The organism is Streptomyces pactum (assembly GCF_002005225.1).
In the GTDB taxonomy this organism is placed as follows: domain Bacteria; phylum Actinomycetota; class Actinomycetes; order Streptomycetales; family Streptomycetaceae; genus Streptomyces; species Streptomyces pactum_A.
Genome location: NZ_CP019724.1, coordinates 2,591,306 through 2,610,943 on the forward strand (window position 1 = coordinate 2,591,306; position 19,638 = coordinate 2,610,943).

The following is a 19,638-nucleotide window of genomic DNA, read 5'->3' on the forward strand; positions in this document are numbered from 1 at the left end:
TCCTGCACGGTTCCCGACCGGCGGGACATTGTCCATCCCCCGGCCCGGCCCCGTCCCGTCCGTCCCCCGGACAGGTGGCGTCCGCGGACAGGGGGTGGTTCTCCGGTCAGTCCCGGCTGCCTTGGTCACCCACAAGCGTGCCGATCTTCTCACCCTTGACGGCGCGGGCGATATTGCCCTCCTTCAGCAGCTCGAAGACCACGATCGGGAGGCTGTTGTCGCGGCAGAGCGTGACGGCCGTGGCGTCGGCGACCTTCAGGTCACGGGTGATGACCTCGCCGTACCCGAGCGCGTCGAACTTCACGGCGTCCGGGTTGGTCTTCGGGTCGGAGTCGTAGACCCCGTCCACGCCGTTCTTGCCCATGAGCAGTGCCTCGGCGTCGATCTCGAGGGCACGCTGGGCGGCGGTGGTGTCGGTGGAGAAGTAGGGCATGCCCATACCGGCGCCGAAGATGACCACGCGGCCCTTCTCCAGGTGGCGCACGGCGCGCAGCGGGATGTACGGCTCGGCGACCTGGCCCATGGTGATGGCGGTCTGCACGCGGCAGTCGACGCCCTCCTTCTCCAGGAAGTCCTGGAGGGCCAGGCAGTTCATCACGGTGCCGAGCATGCCCATGTAGTCGGAGCGGGCACGGTCCATGCCGCGCACCTGCAGCTCGGCGCCGCGGAAGAAGTTGCCGCCGCCGATGACGATCGCGATCTGCGCGCCGTCCCGGACGACGGCCGCGATCTCACGGGCGATGGCGTGCACCACGTCGGGGTCGACGCCCAGGCCCCCACCGCCGGAGAAGGCCTCTCCGGACAGCTTCAGCATGAAGCGGCCGCGTACTTTGCCGTCGTCGCTCTTCTCGGCCTTGGTGGTCATGGAGATCTCGCCTCTTTTACGTGGGTCACACACACGAAGAAGGCCACTGCCGGTGGGGGCGTGTTTCGCATCCCATACGCGGCAATGGCCTCCTCGTCAGATCTGCTGTCGCCCGCCGCCACGCGCGCGTACGCAACGGCGTACGCGAACGGCGCCGACGACTGCTGTCGACCCTACCGGGGTCGCGCGTCCGTCGCGGTACGGACTCAGATGCCGACCTTGATGCGCGAGAAGCGCTTCAGGGTGACACCGGCCTCGTCCAGCACCTTCTGGACGGACTTCTTGTTGTCGAGCGCGTAGGGCTGGCCCAGCAGCGTGGCGTCCTTGAAGAAGCCGTTGAGGCGACCCTCGACGATCTTCGGCAGGGCGGCCTCGGGCTTGCCCTCGGCACGGGTGGTCTCCTCGGCGACGCGGCGCTCGGACTCGACGACCTCGGCCGGGACGTCCTCCTTGGAGAGGTACTTCGGCGCGAAGGCGGCGATGTGCTGGGCGACGCCCTTGGCGATCTCGGCGTTCGGCTTGTCCAGCTCGACGAGGACACCGATCTGCGGGGGCAGGTCGGGCATCGTGCGGTGCATGTACGCGGTCACGAAGCCGCCGGAGAACTGCGCGAAGCGGTCCAGGACGATCTTCTCGCCGAGGTTGGCGTTGGCCTCGTCCACGAACGCCTGGACGGTCTTGCCGGCCTCGATCTCGGAGGCGAGCAGCGCCTCGAGGTCGGCCGGGGCGGCCTTGGCGACGTGCTCGGCGATGGCCTTGGCGACGTTCTGGAACTTGTCACCCTTGGCGACGAAGTCCGTCTCGCACTTCAGCTCGACGAGGACACCCGAGGTGTTGTCGTCGGCGATGATCGAGACGACGGCGCCGTTCTCGGCAGAGCGGCCCTCGCGCTTGGCGACGCCCTTCTGACCCTTGATCCGGAGCGCCTCGACGGCCTTCTCGACGCTGCCCTCGGCCTCGTCCAGCGCCTTCTTGCAGTCCATCATGCCGGCGCCGGTGAGCTCACGAAGCTTCTTGACGTCGGCGGCGGTGTAGTTCGCCATGAGTCTGTGAATCTTTCTGGAAGTCTGGAAGATCGAAGATCTGCGGGGTCACGGACCTGCATGGAGCTGCAGGTCCGTGACCCTCCACCTACCTACGGGTGAACGGCGGGAGCGGTTTTCATGTCACCGCTCCCGCCGTCGACGCCGACGGGACGGTCAGGCCTGCTCGCCCTCGGCGGCCGGAGCGGCCTCGGCGGCGGGCGCCTCGGCAGCCGGAGCCTCGGCAGCCGGGGCCTCGGCGGCGGGGGCGTCAGCGGCAGGGGCCTCGGCAGCCGGAGCCTCGGCGGGCTTCTCGGCGGTCTCGGCGTCGGCCTTCTTCTCGGCCTTCTCGCCCTCGAGCAGGTCGCGCTCCCACGCGGCGAGCGGCTCACCGGCGGCCTTGTCACCCTTGTCACCGGCAGCGGCGCCGGAGCGGGCGATGAGGCCCTCGGCGACGGCGTCGGCGATCACGCGGGTGAGCAGGGTGACGGAGCGGATCGCGTCGTCGTTGCCCGGGATCTTGTAGTCGACCTCGTCGGGGTCGCAGTTGGTGTCGAGGATGGCGACGACCGGGATGTTGAGCTTCCGGGCCTCGCCGACCGCGATGTGCTCCTTCTTGGTGTCCACGATCCAGACGGCGCTGGGCACCTTGGACATCTCGCGGATACCGCCGAGGGTCTTCTCCAGCTTGGCCTTCTCGCGGGAGAGGACCAGCAGCTCCTTCTTGGTGAGGCCGGAGGCGGCCACGTCCTCGAAGTCGATCTGCTCGAGCTCCTTCAGGCGCTGCAGGCGCTTGTAGACGGTCGAGAAGTTGGTGAGCATGCCGCCCAGCCAGCGCTGGTTGACGTAGGGCATGCCGACGCGGGTGGCCTGCTCGGCGATGGCCTCCTGCGCCTGCTTCTTCGTGCCGACGAACATGACCGTGCCGCCGTGGGCGACGGTCTCCTTGACGAACTCGTAGGCGCGGTCGATGTACGACAGCGACTGGAGCAGGTCGATGATGTAGATGCCGTTGCGCTCCGTGAAGATGAAGCGCTTCATCTTCGGGTTCCAACGACGGGTCTGGTGACCGAAGTGGACGCCGCTTTCCAGCAGCTCCCGCATCGTGACGACGGCCATGGCCGTATCTCCTCGAGTTTCTCGGTTGTGCCGCGGAAGCCGGACGGCTCCCGCGCCTGACGCCCGCGATGCGCCTGCCGCAAAAGGACCGAGGGGCGCTGACACGAGCCTTGACGGGCCTCGTGCCGGGGCGTGCGAAGTCGACCCGGTGACCCGGATCGCCATCAGAAGTGTACGGGACCCGCGGGGTACCGGGTGACGCGGCTGTCCACAAGCCGCGAGCGGTCCACAGGACCGGACGGCGATCGGCCCTGGTGCGGGACGGTTCTCGCATGCGAGCGAGGCGATGTGCGAGTGCGTGTACGTGGGTGGTGCTGCTGCTGACCGTCCTGACCCCGGGACCGACGCGACCGACGCGACCGACGCCGCCGGTGTCGCCGGCGGCATCGCTGGCGGCGTCTGCGTCAGCGGCGTCAGCGGCGTCTGCGTCAGCGGCGTCTGCGTCAGCGGCGTCTGCGTCTGCGTCTGCGTCTGCGTCTGCGTCAGCGTCTGCGGCGTCAACGTGGGCGTGGGTGATGGCGGGGGCGGGCACGGACGTCGGGCGGGGCCCGGACCCGACGGTGCCGGCGGTGGCCCGCCACTGGCCGGTCGGTACCCGGCCCGCGGTCCTGCGCGGCTGGGGACCCCCGGCGACCCCGTACGGCCCGGGTCATCGCGGGGTGGACCTCGCCGCGGTGGGCGGGGCCCCGGTTCGGGCGGTCGCGCCGGGGAGGGTTTCGTTCGCGGGGCAGGTGGCGGGGAGGGGCGTCGTCTCGCTGGAACTGGCGGGAACGGGTGACCCGCCCCTGCGAACGACGTACGAACCCGTGGCGGTGTCGGTGAAGAAGGGCGCCGAGGTCGCGGCGGGCGAGGTACTCGGCACGGTGGAACCGACGGGCTCCCACTGCACGGGCTGCCTGCACTGGGGCCTGCTGCGGGGCGACGTCTATCTGAACCCGCTGTCGGTGCTCCCGGCGTGGCTGCTCGACGGGGGCCCGTCGAGGCTGCTGCCGGTCCTCGGAGTCCCGCTTCCCCAGGCCGCGGACGGGGCCGCGCCTCCCCCGGTGACCTGACCGCCCGGGAGGCACCCCCCATGGGCGCGGGGACGGGCGACTCTCCCCTCCGGGGCACGCACCCCGCCACGCCGGGACGCGTGCCCGGCCCGGGACTGAAGGACCGCGTACTTCCCTGCCGTCGTCGGCCGCGCACCGGCGTGCGGGCCGTCGCCGCGGTGGGAGTCGCCACCCGGGAGCGAGGGACGGCGTACCCGGCCCGGGACCGAGGGACGCGCATGGGCGTGGAGGGGCCCGGCCGCCCCAGTGGTCAGCCCTTGGTCAGCCCCGCACGCCCCGCAGCACCATGGAGACCGCCGCCTCCGTGATCGCCGCCGGCTCCTCCGCCGCCCCCAGCTCGATGCGCCGCACGGCCGCGTCCACGACCCCTTGGAGCAGCATCGCCGCCAACCGCGGCTGCCCGTGGCCCGTCTCCCCGAGCGCCTCGACGATCATCGCGATCAGCCCGCCGTGCGCTGCCCGGATCTTCTCCCGCGCGCCGGCGTCCAGCTCGCTCGCGGAGATCGCCACGACGGCCCGGTGGCGCCGGTCCCCGACGAGGTCGAGCTGCTTTCGCACATAGGCCTCGACCTTGGCCTCGGGCGTCGCCTCGCGTTCCATCGCCGCCTCGACCTCCGCGGCCCAGACCGGGAAGTCGACGGCGCACAGCTCCTCGACGACAGCCGCCCGTGACCGGAAGTACTCGTAGACGGACGACCGGGCCAGGCCCGTCCGTTCGGCGAGGGCGGGGAAGGTCAGCGCCTCCGTTCCGCCGTCGGACAGCAGGGAGCGTGCCGCGTCCAGCAGGGCGGCACGCTGCATCGACCGGTGCTCGGCCACGGAGGCCGCTCGAATCCTTGGCACGTCACCACTTTACGGACGCTCCGCCCCGTACGGGAGTCACTCACCCGACCGCACGACCGCCGACAGGGTCACCGACGGCTCGTCAGCGAGTCATATAACCAGGTCAGCGGCCGAATCCTGCCAGCTTGGCGCGCAGTTGCAACACCGACTTGGTGTGAATCTGGCTGACCCGGCTCTCCGTCACACCCAGCACGTTCCCGATCTCGGCGAGCGTGAGGCCCTCGTAGTAGTAGAGGGTGACGACGGTCTTCTCCCGCTCCGGCAGCGTGTTGATCGCCCGCGCCAGGAACCGCCGCAGTTCCCGGTCCTCGGCGACCTCCACGGGGTTGTCGGCGGCGGTGTCCTCCAGCGTGTCCATGAGGCTCAGCCGGTCCCCGCCCTCGCCCCCGGCGTGCAGCAGTTCCTCCAGCGCCACCACGTTGGCCAGCGACAACTGGCTGAAGACGGCGTGGAGGTCCTCCACCGCGATCCCCATCTCGACGGCCACCTCGCTCTCCGACGGGGTGCGGCGCAGCCGCGCCTCCAGCGTCGCGTACGCGCGCTCCACGTTGCGCGCCTTCTGCCGGACCGACCGCGGGATCCAGTCCAGTGCCCGCAGCTCGTCGATCATCGCGCCCCGGATCCGGGTGATCGCGTACGTCTCGAACTTGATCTCCCGGTCGACGTCGAACTTCTCGATCGCGTCGATCAGTCCGAACACTCCCGAGGAGACGAAGTCGGCCTGCTCGACGTTGGGCGGCAGTCCCACACTCACCCGGCCCGCCACGTATTTCACGAGGGGCGAGTAGTGCAGGATCAGTTGTTCCCGCAGCCGCTCGTCCCCCGTCGCCTTGTACGACCGCCACAGCTCGTCGAGCGTCGAGGGGGCGGGCGGTCGCACGCTGCCACCGTCGCGGGCGGCTGGGGGGATCGCCGCCCGGTCGGACCCGGAGGTGTGCTGGGGCATTCGTCGCCTTGTGCCGTTCTGCCGTGATGTTGGTGTGCCTGGGTGAGGCCGCCGGTCTGCTGTCTGAGTGAGGGTCCTCGTGAGCGTAGCGTGACTGGACTGTCGCGGTGTGCGAAGAGCGGGCCGGGCCCGTACGCAGATACGTTCCGCTGAACGCTCTACAGGGGAGACGATGATCGCTCTAGGTGATCACTCGAACACCTCAACTGCCAGAAATCCCAAGGGCGTCGGGGTTCCCCCGGACGGCCGAACACGCTGGGTCAGCACGGGCTCCGGCGGCCGCGGACCGAGATCATCGCCTGGCGTGTCAACTTCCAGCCGTCGCCGTGTCGTTCGACGTAACCAAGCGCTCGAAGCTCGTACAGCCTCGCGATCGCGTCGTCCTCCGTGGTCTGCGCGCGGCGCGCCACCTCGGCCGGCGCCACCGCTCCACGCGCGGGGAGCCCCGCCAGCACCTGGCGGGTGCGGGGTTCCAGCAGGTCGGTGGGGAGCACCGGCCCACGCCGGTCCGGGGGCAGCTCGCCCATGTCGCCGACCAGTTCGACGACCTCGGCCGCGTCGCCGACGAGCACCGCGTCGCCGCGCAGCAACTCGTGCACTCCCGCGGACAGGGCGCTGGTGGCCGGCCCGGGCACGCCCATCGTGTGCCGGCCCAGGCGCTGGGCCGCCCGGGCCGTGACCAGTGAGCCGCTGCGGTAGGCGGCCTCGACGACCACCGTGCCCCGGGTGAGCGCGGCGATCACGCGGTTGCGCAGGATGAACCTGCTCGGCGTCGGGTGATCACCCGGTGGCAGCTCTCCGACGACCAGTCCCTGTTCCGCGATCCTGGTGATCAGCCCGGTGTGCCCGGGCGGGTAGGGCCGGTCGACGCCGCAGGCGAGGACGGCGGCGGTGGCGCCGCCCGCGCCCAGGGCGCCCCGGTGAGCCGCGCCGTCGACCCCGTAGGCGCCGCCGGACACCACGACCCAGCCGCGTTCGGCGAGCCCGGCGGCGAGGGTGGCCGCCATGTGGGCGCCGTACTCGGTGCAGGCTCGGGCGCCGACGACGGCCACCGACCTCAACGCCCACACGCGCAGGCTGGGCCTGCCGCGCACCCACAGCCCCAGTGGCCTGGCGTCCCCGAGGTCGTCGAGCTGCCGCGGCCACTCGGCCGCCCCGGGGACCACGAACCGCACCCCGGCCGCACGAGCGGAGGCGAGATCCCGAAGCGGGTCCGCCCGCCCCGCCCGGGCACAGAGCCCGGCCCACCGTTTGTCACCCACCCCCGGCAGGGCACGTCCGCCGGCACGCAGCCGCCGCACCACGTCCGCGACGCCGCGCTCCCGCACCCAGCGTCCACCGGTCTCGTCACCGGGCTCGATGACCCGGGTGAGGAAGACCCGGCCGAGCAGTTCGCCGTCGTCCGCCTGTCCGCCCGACGCCTCGCCGTTGCCGCCGACCGGGTCGTCACCAGCGGCCGGGTCTCCCCACCGGCTCACGGCGTCGCCCAGGGCTGCGATGCCGCCCGGCGGCACGACGTCTTCTCCCGCAGCCGCTCCGCCCCCGGCCACGACGTCGCCCCCGGCCACGGCAGCTCCCCGGGAATCGGTGGCGCCGCCCCTGGGCCCAGCATCCTCCCGCCCAGCGCGATCGTCCTGGGCACCGACATCACGCTCGCCCGCGACAGCCTCCGAGAAGCCACTGACGTCCCCGGCCGTCACAGCCTCCCGGGAAACGGTGTCGTCCCTCACGAGGTCGTCCGCGACTGGTTCGTCGCCCCTGGCGACGGCGCCGTCTCCGGTCATGGCGTGGTCCCCGGTCACGTCAGCGCTCCCAGAGCCATGGGGACGCCCCTCGGCACCCCCGTGCGCAGTTGCAGCGCCAGGGCGACGTCGCTCGCGTCGGGCCGGTCGTGGCCGACGAGATCAGCGACGGTCCAGGCGACACGCAGGACACGGTCGAGGCCCCGGGCGGTGAGGACGCCCCGTTCCAGGCTGCGTTCCGCGTCCTCCAGCGCGCCGGGCACCGGGTACCAGCGGCTGCGGAGCTCACGTCCGGGCACCTCGCTGTTGGACCGCCACGGGGTGCCCGCGAGGCGCGCGGTCGCCCGGTCCCGGGCCGCCCGAACTCGGTCGGCGACCGTCGCGGTGGTGTCGCCCCGGGTGCCGTCCCCGGCTAGCTGGCCGCGTGTGACGCGGTCCACCTCGACTCTGAGGTCGACGCGGTCGAGCAGTGGGCCGGACAGTCTGGCCTGGTAGCGGCGGATCGCCGAGGGCGGGCATTCGCACAGCTCCTCCTTCTGCGAGTACCGGCCGCACGGGCACGGATTGGCCGCGAGCACCATCAGGAACCGGGCCGGGAACCGCACCACCCCCGCACTGCGCGCGATGACGACGTACCCGGCTTCCAGCGGCTGGCGCAGGGCGTCCAGGGCATGGCTGCTGAACTCCGGGGTCTCGTCCAAGAACAGGACGCCTCGGTGTGCCAGCGAGACGGCTCCCGGCCGCCCGATGCCGGGGCCGCCCCCGACGAGGGCCTGCATCGTGGCGGAGTGGTGCGGTGCGCAGTAGGGGGCCACGTCGATCAGGGGCTTGCCCGGCGGCAGCAGGCCCGCCACCGAGTGCACCGCGGTGACCTCCAGCGACTCCGCCCGGCAGAGCCGGGGCAGGATGGCCGGCAGGCGCTCGGCGAGCATGGTCTTCCCGGCGCCGGGCGGCCCCTCGAGGAACAGGTGGTGGCCGCCCGCCGCGGCGACCTCGACCGCCGTGCGCGCCGAGGTCTGGCCCACGACGTCGGCGAGGTCGATGTCCTGTTCGTGCTGCGCCGCCCCCATGCTGTGCATCCCGGTAGCGGCGCCCGTACCGGGCATGCGCAGGCCGGCGAGGAGCGGGTCCGGCCGGCCCCGCTCGTCCGTTTCCTCCTCCGGCACAGGCTCGTCGGCGAGGACGGCGATCAACTGACGCAGGCTGCGTACGCCCAGTACCGACACTCCGGGCACCAGGGACGCCTCGGCAGCGGCGCACTCCGGGACGACCACCTGTTCGTAGCCTGCCTCCGCCGCGGCCAGCACCGCCGGCAGGATGCCCCGCACGGGCCGCACCCGTCCGTCCAGGCCCAGCTCCCCGATCATCACGATGTCGGCGAGCACGCGGGGATCGATGCGCTCGGCGGCGCCGAGGACCGCGGCTGCGACGGCGAGATCGAAACCGCTGCCGCTCTTCGGCACCGACGCCGGGCTGAGTCCCACCGTCAGCTTCTTCTGCGGCCACTCGGCACCCGAGTTGACCACAGCGGCCCGTACCCGGTCCCGGCTCTCGGTCAGGCTCTTGTCCGGCAGCCCCACCAGCGTGAACGCCGCCACGCCCGGTTCGAGGTCGGCCTGGACCTCGACGACCACGCCCTCGACGCCGACGAGCGCCACGGAGCACGTACGCGCGAACCCCATCACGCCACCCCCCGCGCGTGCTCGACCACGGGGCCGCCGCGCCGCGGGAGGAGGACACCGACCAGGTCGATGCGGACCCCGCCGGGCGGAGCGCCTCCGTGGGTCTGGATCCAGCGCTCGGCGAGCCGCCGCAGTCGCTCCGCCTTCTCGGGGGTCACCGCGGCCATCGGGTGCTCGAAGGCACCGCCCCTGCGCGTCTTGACCTCGCAGACGACCAGGACGTCCCCGTCCCGGGCCACGATGTCGATCTCGCCGGTCCTGCCGCAGCGCCAGTTGCGCTCGAGCACCGTCATGCCGGCCCCGGACAGTCGCCGGGCGGCGAGTGTCTCGCCGTACTTGCCCATCGCACCTCGTGCGTTCATGTCGGCACCACCTCCGGCGCCAACGATGAGGGCAGCTCAGCGAGCTATTGGATCTTGGTGGACGGTCGGACGGCTGTGGACAACCTTGTCACCCACACGAGTGAGACCCTCGGCTCGTCAGCCGCTGGGAAGCTCCAGATCGCTCTTGTTCAACTCCTCGATGTTCACGTCCTTGAACGTCAACACCCGCACCTGCTTCACGAACCGAGCCGGCCGGTACATGTCCCACACCCAGGCATCGGCCATGAAGACCTCGAAGAACACCTCGCCCTGGACCGAGTGCACCTGCATCTCGTAGTCATTGGTGAGGTAGAAGCGCCGCTCGGTCTCGATCACGTATTTGAACAGACCGACGACATCGCGGTACTCCCGGTAGAGCTTGAGCTCCATCTCGGTCTCGTACTTCTCGAGGTCCTCGGCGCTCATGGCATGTTCCCCTTCAGCCGTGCGGTCCCACCATTGTGCGCCAGTCCCGTGCGCCCCTAGACGATTTCGGTGTCCAGAGTCACCGGCCCGGCCGGGGGACCTTCGTCGAGCAGCCTGCGCAGCAGCTCGGCGAGTCTGGTCGGATACACCGTCTCATGTGCCCGGGTCAGTTCCCGACACGTCCACCAGCGCGCTCCGGCGACACTGCGCCGCTCCAGCTCGGTCAGCCCCACGGCCTCGATCGCGGTCTGGGTCGTGCGGGCCAGGTAGTACCACTCGTCCTGGTCCCAGCGTCGGCCCGCGAAGGGGAAGGAGCACCTGCGCCGCCACAGCACCGGGCCGAGCTCGATGTCGGTGATGCCGGTCTCCTCGACGAGTTCCCGCCGGGCGGCCTCCTCACGGGTCTCGTCGCCCTCCACACCGCCGCCCGGGGTGAACCACCAGTCGTCGGCCGGATCGTCCGGTTCGTGACCGTGCAGCAGCAGAATGCGGTCGTCGGGGTCGAGCAGCACCACCCGGGCGACCCTGCGCAGCCCGCCCTCGTAGGAGTCCTGCCCGGCCCGGGCCGCCTCAGCGGACACCGGTGGGCCCCGTTCCGCTCCGGGTGCGGGAGGCGGCGGCCCGCTTGGCGAAAGGGCCGTAGGCGGCGCCACCGAGGATCAGCACGGCCCCGGCGATCACCAGCGCGACGACCGTTCGCAGCGGGCCGGGCGACGAGAGGCCGCCCAGCGCCTCGAAGCCGGTCGGCCGCTCCAGCATGCCGTTCATGGGCCAGACCACGGCGTCGACGCGGGCGTCCACGGCACCGCGCGACACGGTGCCGCCGGCGGCGTCGGTGAGGTGGGCGGTGGAGTCCACCGAGTTGTCGCGCTCGTCACCGAGCAGGAACAGGCGGCCCTCGGGAACGGTCACGGTCGGGAAGTTGCTGATCTCGGCCGGCGTGCCGTCGGGCAGGTAGGGCTCGTCGACGACCTTGCCGTTGACCTTGAGCTTGCCCTCCTGGCAGCAGGAGACGGTGTCCCCGCCGACCGCGACCACACGCTTGACCATCGGGGCGTCGGCCCAGGTCGTGTCCGCGAAGACGACGACGTCGCCGCGGCGGACGTCGCTGCCGTCGACGCGCTGCGCCAGCACCCGGTCACCGGCGTCGATGGTCGGCGTCATCGAACTGGTCGGCACGGTGTAGGGCCGGTAGACCACCGCACCCCAGGCGAAGCCGCCGAGGAACAGCGCCAGACCGAGCGCCACGGCGAGGCCGGACAGCCGCTGCCCGGTCCGGCTGCCCACCGGGCCCTTGTTCGCGCCGCCGCCACGCGGGGCCGTACGTGTCGTGCTCTCGCCACCCATGGATCCGCACCTTACCCGGCGGTACCCGAACGGGGCAGCCCCTCCCGGAGCGCGGGAGGGGCTGGACGGGGACGCCCGGCGACGGGCATACGGCGCGCGGGAGCCGCGCGGCTCAGCGGGTCTCGGCGGGGGCGACGCGCCTGCGGCGCCACCAGACGACCGGGACGACTCCCGCGAGGGCCAGGCCCTGGGGCGCGACCGACAGCGCGGCGGCGGCCGACGACTGGGCCTGCAGACCGTCCTGGTCGAAGGTGGCCGGGACCGGCAGGGTGTCCCAGCGGTTCATCGGCCAGGCGATCACGATGGCGCGGCCGACGACCTCCTTGACCGGAACCATGCCGCCGTGCCTGTCCGACTGGTTGTAACGGGAGTCCCGGGAGTTCTGCCGGTGGTCACCCATCACCCAGATGGATCCCTCGGGGACCTTGACCTTGAACTGGCCGCCCTGGTCGTCGACGCTGCACGGCGTGTTGCCGGGGTAGATGTACTCCTGCTCGTTCAGCGCCTTGCCGTTGACCTTGACCGGGCCGGTGCCCTTGCACTCGACGGTGTCGCCACCAACCCCGATGACGCGTTTGATCAGGTCCTTCTCGTCCGCGGAGGGCATCAGGCCGATCCAGCTCAGGACCGTCTGAAGCGCGTTCGGGTCGGGCGTCGGCTCGCCCGCCAGCCAGTCGTCCGGGTCGTGGAAGACGACGATCTCGCCGCGCTCGGGCTCGGAGCCGAACCAGGGGGTGAGCTTGTCGACCAGGACCCGGTCATTGATCGTGAGGGTGTTCTGCATCGAGGCCGACGGGATCGAGAACGCCTGCACCAGGAACGTCTTGATCAGCAACGCGAGCACCAGCGCGATGCCGATCAGAATCGGCAGCTCCTTCCAGAAGGAGCGCTGCTTCTTGGCCGCGGGAGGTGTCGCCGGGGGCGTACCGCCCACTCCCTCGTCCTGGGTACCGCTCTGTTCGTCCGTCACCCTGCCGTCCTCGGTCCCGGAGTCGTGCCCGGAGGCCGGGGCGCCGTCCGTGGCCGAGCCGGCTGTCTCCACGGGGCGTCCGCGGTTCTCCTCGCCGTCGTGTCCGGACCGTGCGCCAACCGCCACATCCCCCACGCCAACTCCTTACTCTCTGCCGCCGCCTGCGCCGTACACGGTGCAGGCCCACCACTCCCATAACGAGCGGGAGTTCCGCAGGGGTCGGGAGTTGAATCATCGTGTCTGGATCGTAGGGGGCAACCCTATGCGACAGGCGGGGAGCGGCGGTCGAACCGGAGCCCGAGTCGGACACGGACGCATACGTTTTCGGCTCGTCCAGGGTGGTCCAGTGGCCGAACGGCCAGGCGATCACCACGGCCCGCCCCACCACCTCGTCCTCGGAGACGGTGCCGAAGTCGGTCTCCTGATGGGCGCGGGAGTCGGCGGAATTGGACCGGTGGTCGCCCATCACCCACAGCCGTCCCTCGGGGACCGTGACGTCGAACGGCGTCTTGGAGGGCCTGTCACCGGGATACAGGTAGTCCTCGGTCAGGGGGACGCCGTTGACGGTGACCCGTCCTTGAGTGTCGCAGCACTTGACCCGGTCCCCGCCGACACCGACGACCCTCTTGATGAGGTCCTTCTCGTCGTCGGAGGGCAGCAGGCCGATGAAGGCGAGGCCTTCCTTGACCTGTTTGATGACGACGGGGTCGTCCTTCTTGGTGGTCTGCTCGCCCTGGAGCCAGCCGCCGGGATCACGGAAGACGACGACGTCCCCGCGCTGCGGCTTCGAGCCGAACCAGGGGGTGAGCTTGTCCACCAGGACCCGGTCACCGATCTGGATCGTCTGCTCCATGGAGCCCGACGGGATCACGAACGCCTGGACGAGGAAGGTCTTCAGCACGAGCGCTATGAGGACGGCGACGCCGACGAGGAGAGGTATCTCCTTGACCGCGCCGCGCCTGCGACGGCGCTTGACCTTGCGCTGCAGCTTGCGCCGCTCGGCGCGGGACCGGCCGCCGGCCGGCGCGGAGGTGCGCCGCGAGCCGGTGGGCAGCAGATTCTCCGTGGGGCTGCTGGGCGCCCCGCGCGGTTTGCCCCGGCTACCCATCGGCACCCTTGACGTGCTCGGACCGACCCGCGCCGGCGACCGGTTCGCCCGTCGAAGCCGGCGCGTCCGTCGTATGGGACTCGTCCGTCGTGGCCGGCGCGTCCGTCGTGGCCGGCGCGCCCGCTTCCGGGTCCGGCGCGTCCGCTTCCGGGTCCGGCACGCGCGCGTAGGCGTCCGGACGGCCGAGGTGGGTGGCGTGGCCGAAGGGCCAGACGATCCAGTCGGCGCGCCCGATCACCTCGTCCACCGGGATCATGCCGCCGCCGGGCGAGCCGAGGTGGTCGCGGGAGTCGCTGGAGTCGGCACGGTGGTCGCCGAGGACGAACAGGGTGCCGTCGGGCACGACGACGTCGAAGCGCACCGTGGACGGGCGGTCGCCGGGGTACAGGAACGCCGACTCGTCGACCGACTGGCCGTTCACCCGGACCCTCCCCTCCTCGTCACAGCACACGACGTGGTCCCCGCCCACACCGACAACGCGTTTGATGTAGTCGCCGTCCCCGAAGAGCCCGGTGCCGTCGAAGACGACGATGTCGCCCCGCTGCGGCCGGTCATCGAAACGGTACGCCAACTTGTTTACGAGAACCCGGTCACCGATCCTCAATCCGCGCTCCATGGATCCGCTGGGAATCTGGAACGGCTGCAGCACGAACGTGGTGAGGAGCAGCAGGAACAGCAGCAGGCTCAGGAGGGTCACGGTGATCCGGCCGCCCGGCACCCAGTCGGTGATCCGCCCCGCGAACGCGGAACGCGACCGTTCCTCCGGGCCCTGCGGATCCGAGGGGTGCTCGGAGTCGGAAGGGCGGGAGGAGCGGTCGCGCTCCGTGGGCTGTGCTTCGGTGTCCATCGGGGCCAGATGCTATCCGGCTCCGGTGTGGACCTCGGAGGGCGCTCAGTTGTCGCGCTTCTCCTTGATCTTCGCCGCCTTGCCGCGCAGCTCGCGCAGGTAGTACAGCTTGGCGCGGCGGACGTCACCGCGGGTGACGAGCTCGATCTTCTCCACGATCGGGGTGTGCACCGGGAAGGTGCGCTCGACGCCGACGGAGAAGGAGACCTTGCGGACCGTGAAGGTCTCGCGCACGCCGGCACCCTGGCGACGGATGACTACGCCCTTGAACTGCTGCACACGGGAGCGGTTGCCCTCGATGACGCGGACGTGGACGTTGACGGTGTCGCCGGGGCGGAAGGCCGGGACGTCGCTGCGCAGCGACGCGCCGTCGACGGAGTCGAGCAGGTGAGACATTTCGTCTGCTTTCTTCGCTGATGCCACAGGTCATCAACGGAAACTAGGTGTTTCGGATTCAGGGCCGTGCGGGTCGGGACGGGCGTCGTGTCCCCCTGTGGCAGGGGCGCGCTCCGGACGGACGCACAACAGCGCCCTATTGTTCCACGCCTGGCGTCCTGCGCCAAAATCGGCCGTACGGCTCCCCGCCCGGGTCGGGTTCCCAGCCCAGGATGGAGAGCATCTCGCGGTCCTTCTTGTCGAAGGCCTTGGGGTCGCACCGCTCGATCAGGTCTGGCCGGTTGGCCGTGGTGCGCCGCAGGGCCTCGTCGCGGCGCCAGCGGGCGATCTTCCCGTGGTGGCCGCTGAGCAGCACGTCCGGGATGCCGCGCCCACGCCACCGCGGGGGCTTGGTGTGGACCGGGCCCTCCAGCAGGTTGGCCATGGCGCCGGGGGCGAAGGAGTCGTCCCGGTGGGACTCGGCGTTGCCGAGGACGCCGGGCAGCAGCCGCGCCACGGCCTCGGTGACGACGAGTACGGCCGCCTCGCCGCCGGCGAGGACGTAGTCGCCGATGGACACCTCGTACACGGGCATCCGGGTCGCGTACTCGTCGATGACGCGACGGTCGATGCCCTCGTAGCGGGCGGGCGTGAAGATCAGCCAGGGCCGCTCGGAGAGGTGGACGGCGAGTTCCTGGGTGAAGGGCCGGCCGCTGGGCGTGGGCACGATCAGGGCGGGCTCGCCCGAGCCCGTCTCGTAGCCGTCGGCCAGGACGGAGTCCAGGGCGTCGCCCCACGGCTCGGTCTTCATCACCATGCCGGGGCCGCCGCCGTACGGGGTGTCGTCGACGGTGTTGTGCCGGTCGTAGGTCCAGGAGCGCAGGTCGTGCACGTGGACGTTCAACTGTCCGCGCGCGCGTGCCTTGCCGACCAGGGAGACGTTCAGCGGTTCCAGGTACTCGGGGAAGATCGTGACGACGTCGAGCCGCATCACGCCTCTTCCTCCGGAGCGCCCGCGGGAGCGTCCGTCGACGAGTCCGACGAGGCGTCCCGCGCGGAGGCGATCTCGGCTCGGTCGTCGATCAGGCCGGGCGGCGGGTCGATGACCGCGCGCTGCTCGTCCAGGTCGATCTCGGTGACGATCTCGGAGACGAACGGCACGTAGACCTCGCTGCCGTCGGGGCGCTCCACCACGAAGAGGTCCTGTGTGGGCAGGTGGGAGATCTCGGTGATCCGGCCGACCTCCTCGCCGTCCGCGGTCACCACGTCGAGGTCGATGAGCTGGTGGTCGTAGTACTCGTCCTCGTCCTCGGGACGCTCGTCCGGATCCACGTCGGCGATCAGGAGGGTGTTGCGCAGCGCCTCGGCGCCGGTGCGGTCGTGGACCCCCGCGAAGCGCAGCAGGAGGCGGCCGCTGTGGACCCGGCCGGTCTCGATGGTGAGCGGTCCGGTGGAGGCGGGGTCGGTGGCCAGTACGGCACCGGGGCCGAGCCGCAGCTCCGGCTCGTCGGTGCGGACCTCGACGGTGACCTCGCCCTTGATTCCGTGGGCTCGGCCGATACGCGCGACTACCAGCTGCACTGTGCTTGATCTCCTGTCGGAACTGCGACGAGCCGTCACGGCTCATACCACGCCGGTCACGGCGCATACGACTGCGGGCCGGGGACGGCCCAGAGGCCCTCCCCGGCCCGAGCCGGTGCTGCGTTTGGCGTCAGCGGACGTGGTCCACGTCGACGAGGTCGACGCGGACCCCGCGGCCGCCGATGGCGCCCACGACGGTGCGCAGAGCGCGTGCGGTGCGGCCGTTACGACCGATCACCTTGCCGAGGTCGTCGGGGTGGACCCGGACCTCGAGCACGCGCCCACGGCGCAGGTTGCGCGAGGCGACCTGCACATCGTCAGGATTGTCGACGATGCCCTTCACGAGGTGCTCGAGAGCCTCCTCGAGCATGCTCAGGCCTCGGTCGACTCGGACGCAGCGGCAGCCTCGTCCTTCTTGTCGGCCTTCTTCTTCTGGGTGATCGCCTCACCCTTGCCCTCGTCGTCGCCACCGATCGCCTCGAAGGACGGACGGGCCGACTTCTCGGCCGGCTGCAGCAGCGGCGCCGGGGCGGGCTCGCCCTTGAACTTCTGCCAGTCGCCGGTCTTCTTCAGGATGGCGAGCACGGGCTCGGTCGGCTGGGCGCCGACACGCAGCCAGTACGCGACACGCTCGGCGTCGACCTCCATCACCGACGGGTTGTACGTCGGGTGGTACTTGCCGATCTCCTCGATGGCCCGGCCGTCACGGCGGGTACGGGAGTCGGCGACGACGATGCGGTAGTGAGGCGAACGGATCTTGCCCAGACGCTTCAGCTTGATCTTGACTGCCACGGGAGTGGGTTCTCCTGGTTTTGACGTGATTGGGCACGGCGAGAGAGCCGCGTGGGGTTGCGGTACCCGAGTGCCCGATGGACGCGTCAGCCGGAGGAGAGAGGGGTCCTATGCGACTGTCGAGTACAGCTAGCCATTGTGCCACACGCGGACGGACCCTTCGGACCGGGGGCGGGTCGAACGCGGACCGGAGGCACCGCGCCGGTCCGGCTGCCACGAGCAGCCGGACCGTCAGCCCGCCGCCGCGCCGACCACCTCCGGGATCCGGAACGGCTTGCCGCAGCCACCGCACATGATCGGGGCCTGGGCGAGGACGGACGGTACGACCCGCACGTTGCGCCCGCAGTCGCAGACGGCCTTCACGCGCACCCCTCCCCCGGAGGAGCCGTGGCGGGCGGCCGGACCGCGGAAGCTGCGGGCCGTGTCGGTCGCGGTCGCGGCGGTGTGCGCCTTCAGCGCGCGCTGGAGGCGTTCCATCGTCGGGCGGTAGCGGCGCTTCGCCTCGGGGGTGAGCGTGACCAGCGAGAAGCCGCTGCTGGGATGCGGCTCCTCGGGGTGGTCGAGGCCCAACTCCTCTGCGATCGCGAGGAATCGACGGTTGTGGTAGCGCCCCGCGCGGGAGGTGTCGCGTACTCCTCGCGCGGCGGCGATGCCGTGGACTGCCTCATGGAGCAGTCGTTCGAAGGAGAGCTCGTGCCCGCAGGCGGACGACGACTCTCCGATCAGGGACTCGGGCGCGGCAAGATCGGGCAGCTCGGTGTGGTGCCGCTGAATGTCGGCCCACGCCTGCGCCAGCTCTGCGGCGAGAACAGGTGGTGTCGTGCTCACGTAATGACAACGAGCCGGGGTGCCGCTGTGTTCCTATTCCGGGGCATCCCAAATAATTTGCACGTACCCGTCAGTTGCCGCTGATGCCTCCCGACGAGGGCGGGTGCGCTGATCTGCGGAGAAGCCTCGCACCTCGTACCAAGCTGGTGCGTAGTTCAACGTACGCCCCGGCGCGTAGGCCCTGTCCACGCGCCGGGGCGCGTCGGGCTCGCGGGTGCGCAAGGGGTGTTTCGGTCGCTGTCTCGCCGGAAGGGCGCCACCCGGTTGGCCCATCGGCGGGCGCGTCGACGCACTCATCGATGGGCGCGACGTTACCTGGTGTGCCGCCGGCGTGCGGCACCGCCCCGCCCCTGCCGCCTCCCGTCCCCGCGGGGCGGTCGCCGGGCCCGCCGACCTTGGCCGGAACCGCCTCGTCGGCACCGCCGCCACCCGCTGTCATCGCCGAGCGTCACTATCAGGCCATCCACCGATGGGGACGGGAAGGGGCTACCCGGGGTACCACGCGGCCAGGCCCACGTTGCCGGGAAGTGAAATCTCGCCACCGGGGCGGGCATCGGGCAAGCCGGCCGCCGCTACCACTGGACGTTACGGCGAGCCCGGAGTTATCTGGCATACGGGGGAAGTGCGAGCGCACTGCACGGGGGCCAAGGAACCGGGCACAGCGGCAACACTCGTCGATTGGGGCGCTTTCCTATGACACCTACGCTCGTGCGGCAGCACTCATCTCACGCGGGGGCGACGCCTCGTGTGGACCTGCGTGCACGCGCGCGTGACTGGTCCGAGATACAGGAGCGGATGCTCGTACCGCTCTACGAGGCGGTCTTCGAGCGGCTGGACGTGGGCGGCGGCACAAGAATGCTGGGGCTGGGCTGCGGTTCCGGGCTGGCCCTGCTGATGGCCGCCTCGCGCGGTGCCGCGGTGACCGGGGTGGACTCCCGCTCCCCGGAACGTCTGGCTCTGGCGCGGCAGCGCCTGCTTCCCGGGACACTCGACGCCCCCGGGGCGCCGGGCACGCGCGCGCGTGCGGACGCGGCGAGGGCGGCCCAGGCACGGACGGACGCGGTACGTGCGCACGCGGCGCGGGTGGTCGAGGGCACGCCCCGTGACGCGGCGGAACCGTCCGCCCCGGCGTTCACCCTGGTGACCGCCTTCGAGCCCGTCGGCTGTCTCGCGGGCGACTCGCAGAAGCTGGGTGAGCTGCTCGCCGAGGCGACGCCGCTCGCCGGGCACGGGGCGGCCGTGGTGCTGGCCGGGTGGGGCCCGCCGGAGCGGTGCGCGACGACGTCGGTGCTCCGGGTGGCCACCAAACTCGCGGACCCGCTGCGCGGCACGGGTAGCTGGCGCCCCGCCCTGCGCGACGACCTGGAGGAGGTCGCCCAGCGCGCCGGGCTCCGGCCGGACGGCTCGGGACGGGTGGCGTGCCCCTTCGGATACGCCGACGCGGACAGCGCGATGCGCGGGCTGTTGTCGACCGGGCTGTTCGACGCGGCGATCGCCGCGACCGACCAGGAACAGGTCGACAAGGAGCTGTCCGAGGCCCTGCACCCGCATCAGCGTCCGGACGGGACCGTGTGGATGCCGAACGTGTTCCGGTATCTGATCGCCCGGATTCCCTGACGGCCGGTTCCGATCGGATGTGTATGGAGCCTGAGCGACTTCCTCCGGTGCAGGTGTGAATGCTGTGAAGAAGCCGGATCGGCACTTCTGCGGTTTCTCCTGGTGGATCATGGC

21 protein-coding genes and 1 pseudogene are annotated in these 19,638 nt (G+C 71.3%); 2 read left to right on the forward strand and 20 right to left on the reverse strand.

The features are described 5' to 3' along the window. Window positions 1-106: 106 nt before the first annotated feature. From pyrH to rpsB, 3 genes are all read right to left on the reverse strand, one after another. Entirely contained in the window at window positions 107-865 is a 759-nt protein-coding gene (gene pyrH / locus B1H29_RS10485) for a UMP kinase (RefSeq protein ID WP_007444937.1), read from the reverse strand. A gap of 206 nt (window positions 866-1,071) precedes the next feature. Further along, window positions 1,072-1,908: a translation elongation factor Ts gene (gene tsf, locus B1H29_RS10490; RefSeq protein WP_055421730.1), complete on the reverse strand. Its 837-nt coding sequence runs from the start codon at window positions 1,906-1,908 to the stop codon at window positions 1,072-1,074. 156 nt (window positions 1,909-2,064) lie between these two features. Continuing rightward, on the reverse strand, window positions 2,065-3,006 hold the full coding sequence (gene rpsB / locus B1H29_RS10495; protein ID WP_055421731.1) for a 30S ribosomal protein S2: 942 nt from the start codon (window positions 3,004-3,006) through the stop codon (window positions 2,065-2,067). 515 nt (window positions 3,007-3,521) lie between these two features. Between rpsB and B1H29_RS10500 the strand changes: the two genes are divergently transcribed. Next, window positions 3,522-4,058, forward strand: coding sequence for a murein hydrolase activator EnvC family protein (locus B1H29_RS10500; protein ID WP_055421732.1), 537 nt, complete (start codon window positions 3,522-3,524; stop codon window positions 4,056-4,058). 261 nt (window positions 4,059-4,319) lie between these two features. Here the strand turns inward: B1H29_RS10500 and B1H29_RS10505 are convergent, their stop codons facing one another. The 17 genes and pseudogenes from B1H29_RS10505 to B1H29_RS10590 all read right to left on the reverse strand — a co-directional run bounded on the left by B1H29_RS10505 (window position 4,320) and on the right by B1H29_RS10590 (window position 17,907). After that, window positions 4,320-4,877: a TetR/AcrR family transcriptional regulator gene (locus B1H29_RS10505; RefSeq protein WP_055421733.1), complete on the reverse strand. Its 558-nt coding sequence runs from the start codon at window positions 4,875-4,877 to the stop codon at window positions 4,320-4,322. Window positions 4,878-5,004: 127 nt separating this feature from the next. Further along, complete coding sequence (gene whiG / locus B1H29_RS10510; RefSeq protein ID WP_055421734.1) at window positions 5,005-5,847, reverse strand: RNA polymerase sigma factor WhiG; 843 nt, start codon at window positions 5,845-5,847, stop codon at window positions 5,005-5,007. A gap of 260 nt (window positions 5,848-6,107) precedes the next feature. Further along, complete coding sequence (gene dprA / locus B1H29_RS10515) at window positions 6,108-7,325, reverse strand: DNA-processing protein DprA (protein ID WP_079160736.1); 1,218 nt, start codon at window positions 7,323-7,325, stop codon at window positions 6,108-6,110. A 320-nt stretch (window positions 7,326-7,645) separates the two neighbouring features. Next, complete coding sequence (locus tag B1H29_RS10525; protein WP_055421735.1) at window positions 7,646-9,271, reverse strand: YifB family Mg chelatase-like AAA ATPase; 1,626 nt, start codon at window positions 9,269-9,271, stop codon at window positions 7,646-7,648. Further along, window positions 9,271-9,633: a YraN family protein gene (locus B1H29_RS10530; protein WP_055421736.1), complete on the reverse strand. Its 363-nt coding sequence runs from the start codon at window positions 9,631-9,633 to the stop codon at window positions 9,271-9,273. The genes B1H29_RS10525 and B1H29_RS10530 overlap by 1 nt, the downstream gene beginning before the upstream one ends. A gap of 117 nt (window positions 9,634-9,750) precedes the next feature. Then, complete coding sequence (locus tag B1H29_RS10535; protein WP_055421737.1) at window positions 9,751-10,059, reverse strand: DUF2469 domain-containing protein; 309 nt, start codon at window positions 10,057-10,059, stop codon at window positions 9,751-9,753. Between the two features lie 56 nt (window positions 10,060-10,115). Next, on the reverse strand, window positions 10,116-10,640 hold the full coding sequence (locus B1H29_RS10540; RefSeq protein ID WP_055421738.1) for an NUDIX hydrolase: 525 nt from the start codon (window positions 10,638-10,640) through the stop codon (window positions 10,116-10,118). Continuing rightward, complete coding sequence (lepB, locus tag B1H29_RS10545) at window positions 10,630-11,406, reverse strand: signal peptidase I (protein WP_055421739.1); 777 nt, start codon at window positions 11,404-11,406, stop codon at window positions 10,630-10,632. The genes B1H29_RS10540 and lepB (B1H29_RS10545) overlap by 11 nt, the downstream gene beginning before the upstream one ends. A gap of 112 nt (window positions 11,407-11,518) precedes the next feature. Continuing rightward, entirely contained in the window at window positions 11,519-12,511 is a 993-nt protein-coding gene (lepB, locus tag B1H29_RS10550) for a signal peptidase I (protein WP_055421740.1), read from the reverse strand. Then, window positions 12,402-13,484: pseudogene (gene lepB / locus B1H29_RS10555) on the reverse strand (signal peptidase I); the annotation flags it as partial. The pseudogene lepB (B1H29_RS10555) and the gene lepB (B1H29_RS10550), both read right to left, overlap by 110 nt. Beyond that, a complete protein-coding gene (lepB, locus tag B1H29_RS10560) occupies window positions 13,477-14,331 on the reverse strand; it encodes a signal peptidase I (protein WP_079160146.1) in 855 nt (284 codons plus the stop codon). The gene lepB (B1H29_RS10560) and the pseudogene lepB (B1H29_RS10555), both read right to left, overlap by 8 nt. A 45-nt stretch (window positions 14,332-14,376) precedes the next feature. Beyond that, the gene (rplS, locus tag B1H29_RS10565; RefSeq protein ID WP_055421742.1) at window positions 14,377-14,727 is read right to left on the reverse strand and encodes a 50S ribosomal protein L19; all 351 of its coding nucleotides are present in this window, start codon (window positions 14,725-14,727) and stop codon (window positions 14,377-14,379) included. Between the two features lie 136 nt (window positions 14,728-14,863). Next, on the reverse strand, window positions 14,864-15,697 hold the full coding sequence (gene trmD / locus B1H29_RS10570; RefSeq protein ID WP_055421743.1) for a tRNA (guanosine(37)-N1)-methyltransferase TrmD: 834 nt from the start codon (window positions 15,695-15,697) through the stop codon (window positions 14,864-14,866). Continuing rightward, on the reverse strand, window positions 15,697-16,287 hold the full coding sequence (gene rimM / locus B1H29_RS10575) for a ribosome maturation factor RimM (protein ID WP_055421744.1): 591 nt from the start codon (window positions 16,285-16,287) through the stop codon (window positions 15,697-15,699). The genes trmD and rimM overlap by 1 nt, the downstream gene beginning before the upstream one ends. Window positions 16,288-16,417: 130 nt before the next feature. After that, on the reverse strand, window positions 16,418-16,657 hold the full coding sequence (locus B1H29_RS10580; protein ID WP_003973401.1) for an RNA-binding protein: 240 nt from the start codon (window positions 16,655-16,657) through the stop codon (window positions 16,418-16,420). Window positions 16,658-16,659: 2 nt separating this feature from the next. Then, window positions 16,660-17,079, reverse strand: a complete 420-nt coding sequence (gene rpsP / locus B1H29_RS10585) for a 30S ribosomal protein S16 (protein WP_055421745.1) — start codon at window positions 17,077-17,079, stop codon at window positions 16,660-16,662. Window positions 17,080-17,310: 231 nt separating this feature from the next. Beyond that, entirely contained in the window at window positions 17,311-17,907 is a 597-nt protein-coding gene (locus tag B1H29_RS10590) for a hypothetical protein (RefSeq protein WP_055421746.1), read from the reverse strand. A gap of 693 nt (window positions 17,908-18,600) precedes the next feature. Here B1H29_RS10590 and B1H29_RS10595 point away from each other — a divergent pair. Further along, entirely contained in the window at window positions 18,601-19,524 is a 924-nt protein-coding gene (locus B1H29_RS10595) for a class I SAM-dependent methyltransferase (protein ID WP_055421747.1), read from the forward strand. The last annotated feature ends 114 nt before the right edge of the window (window positions 19,525-19,638 follow it).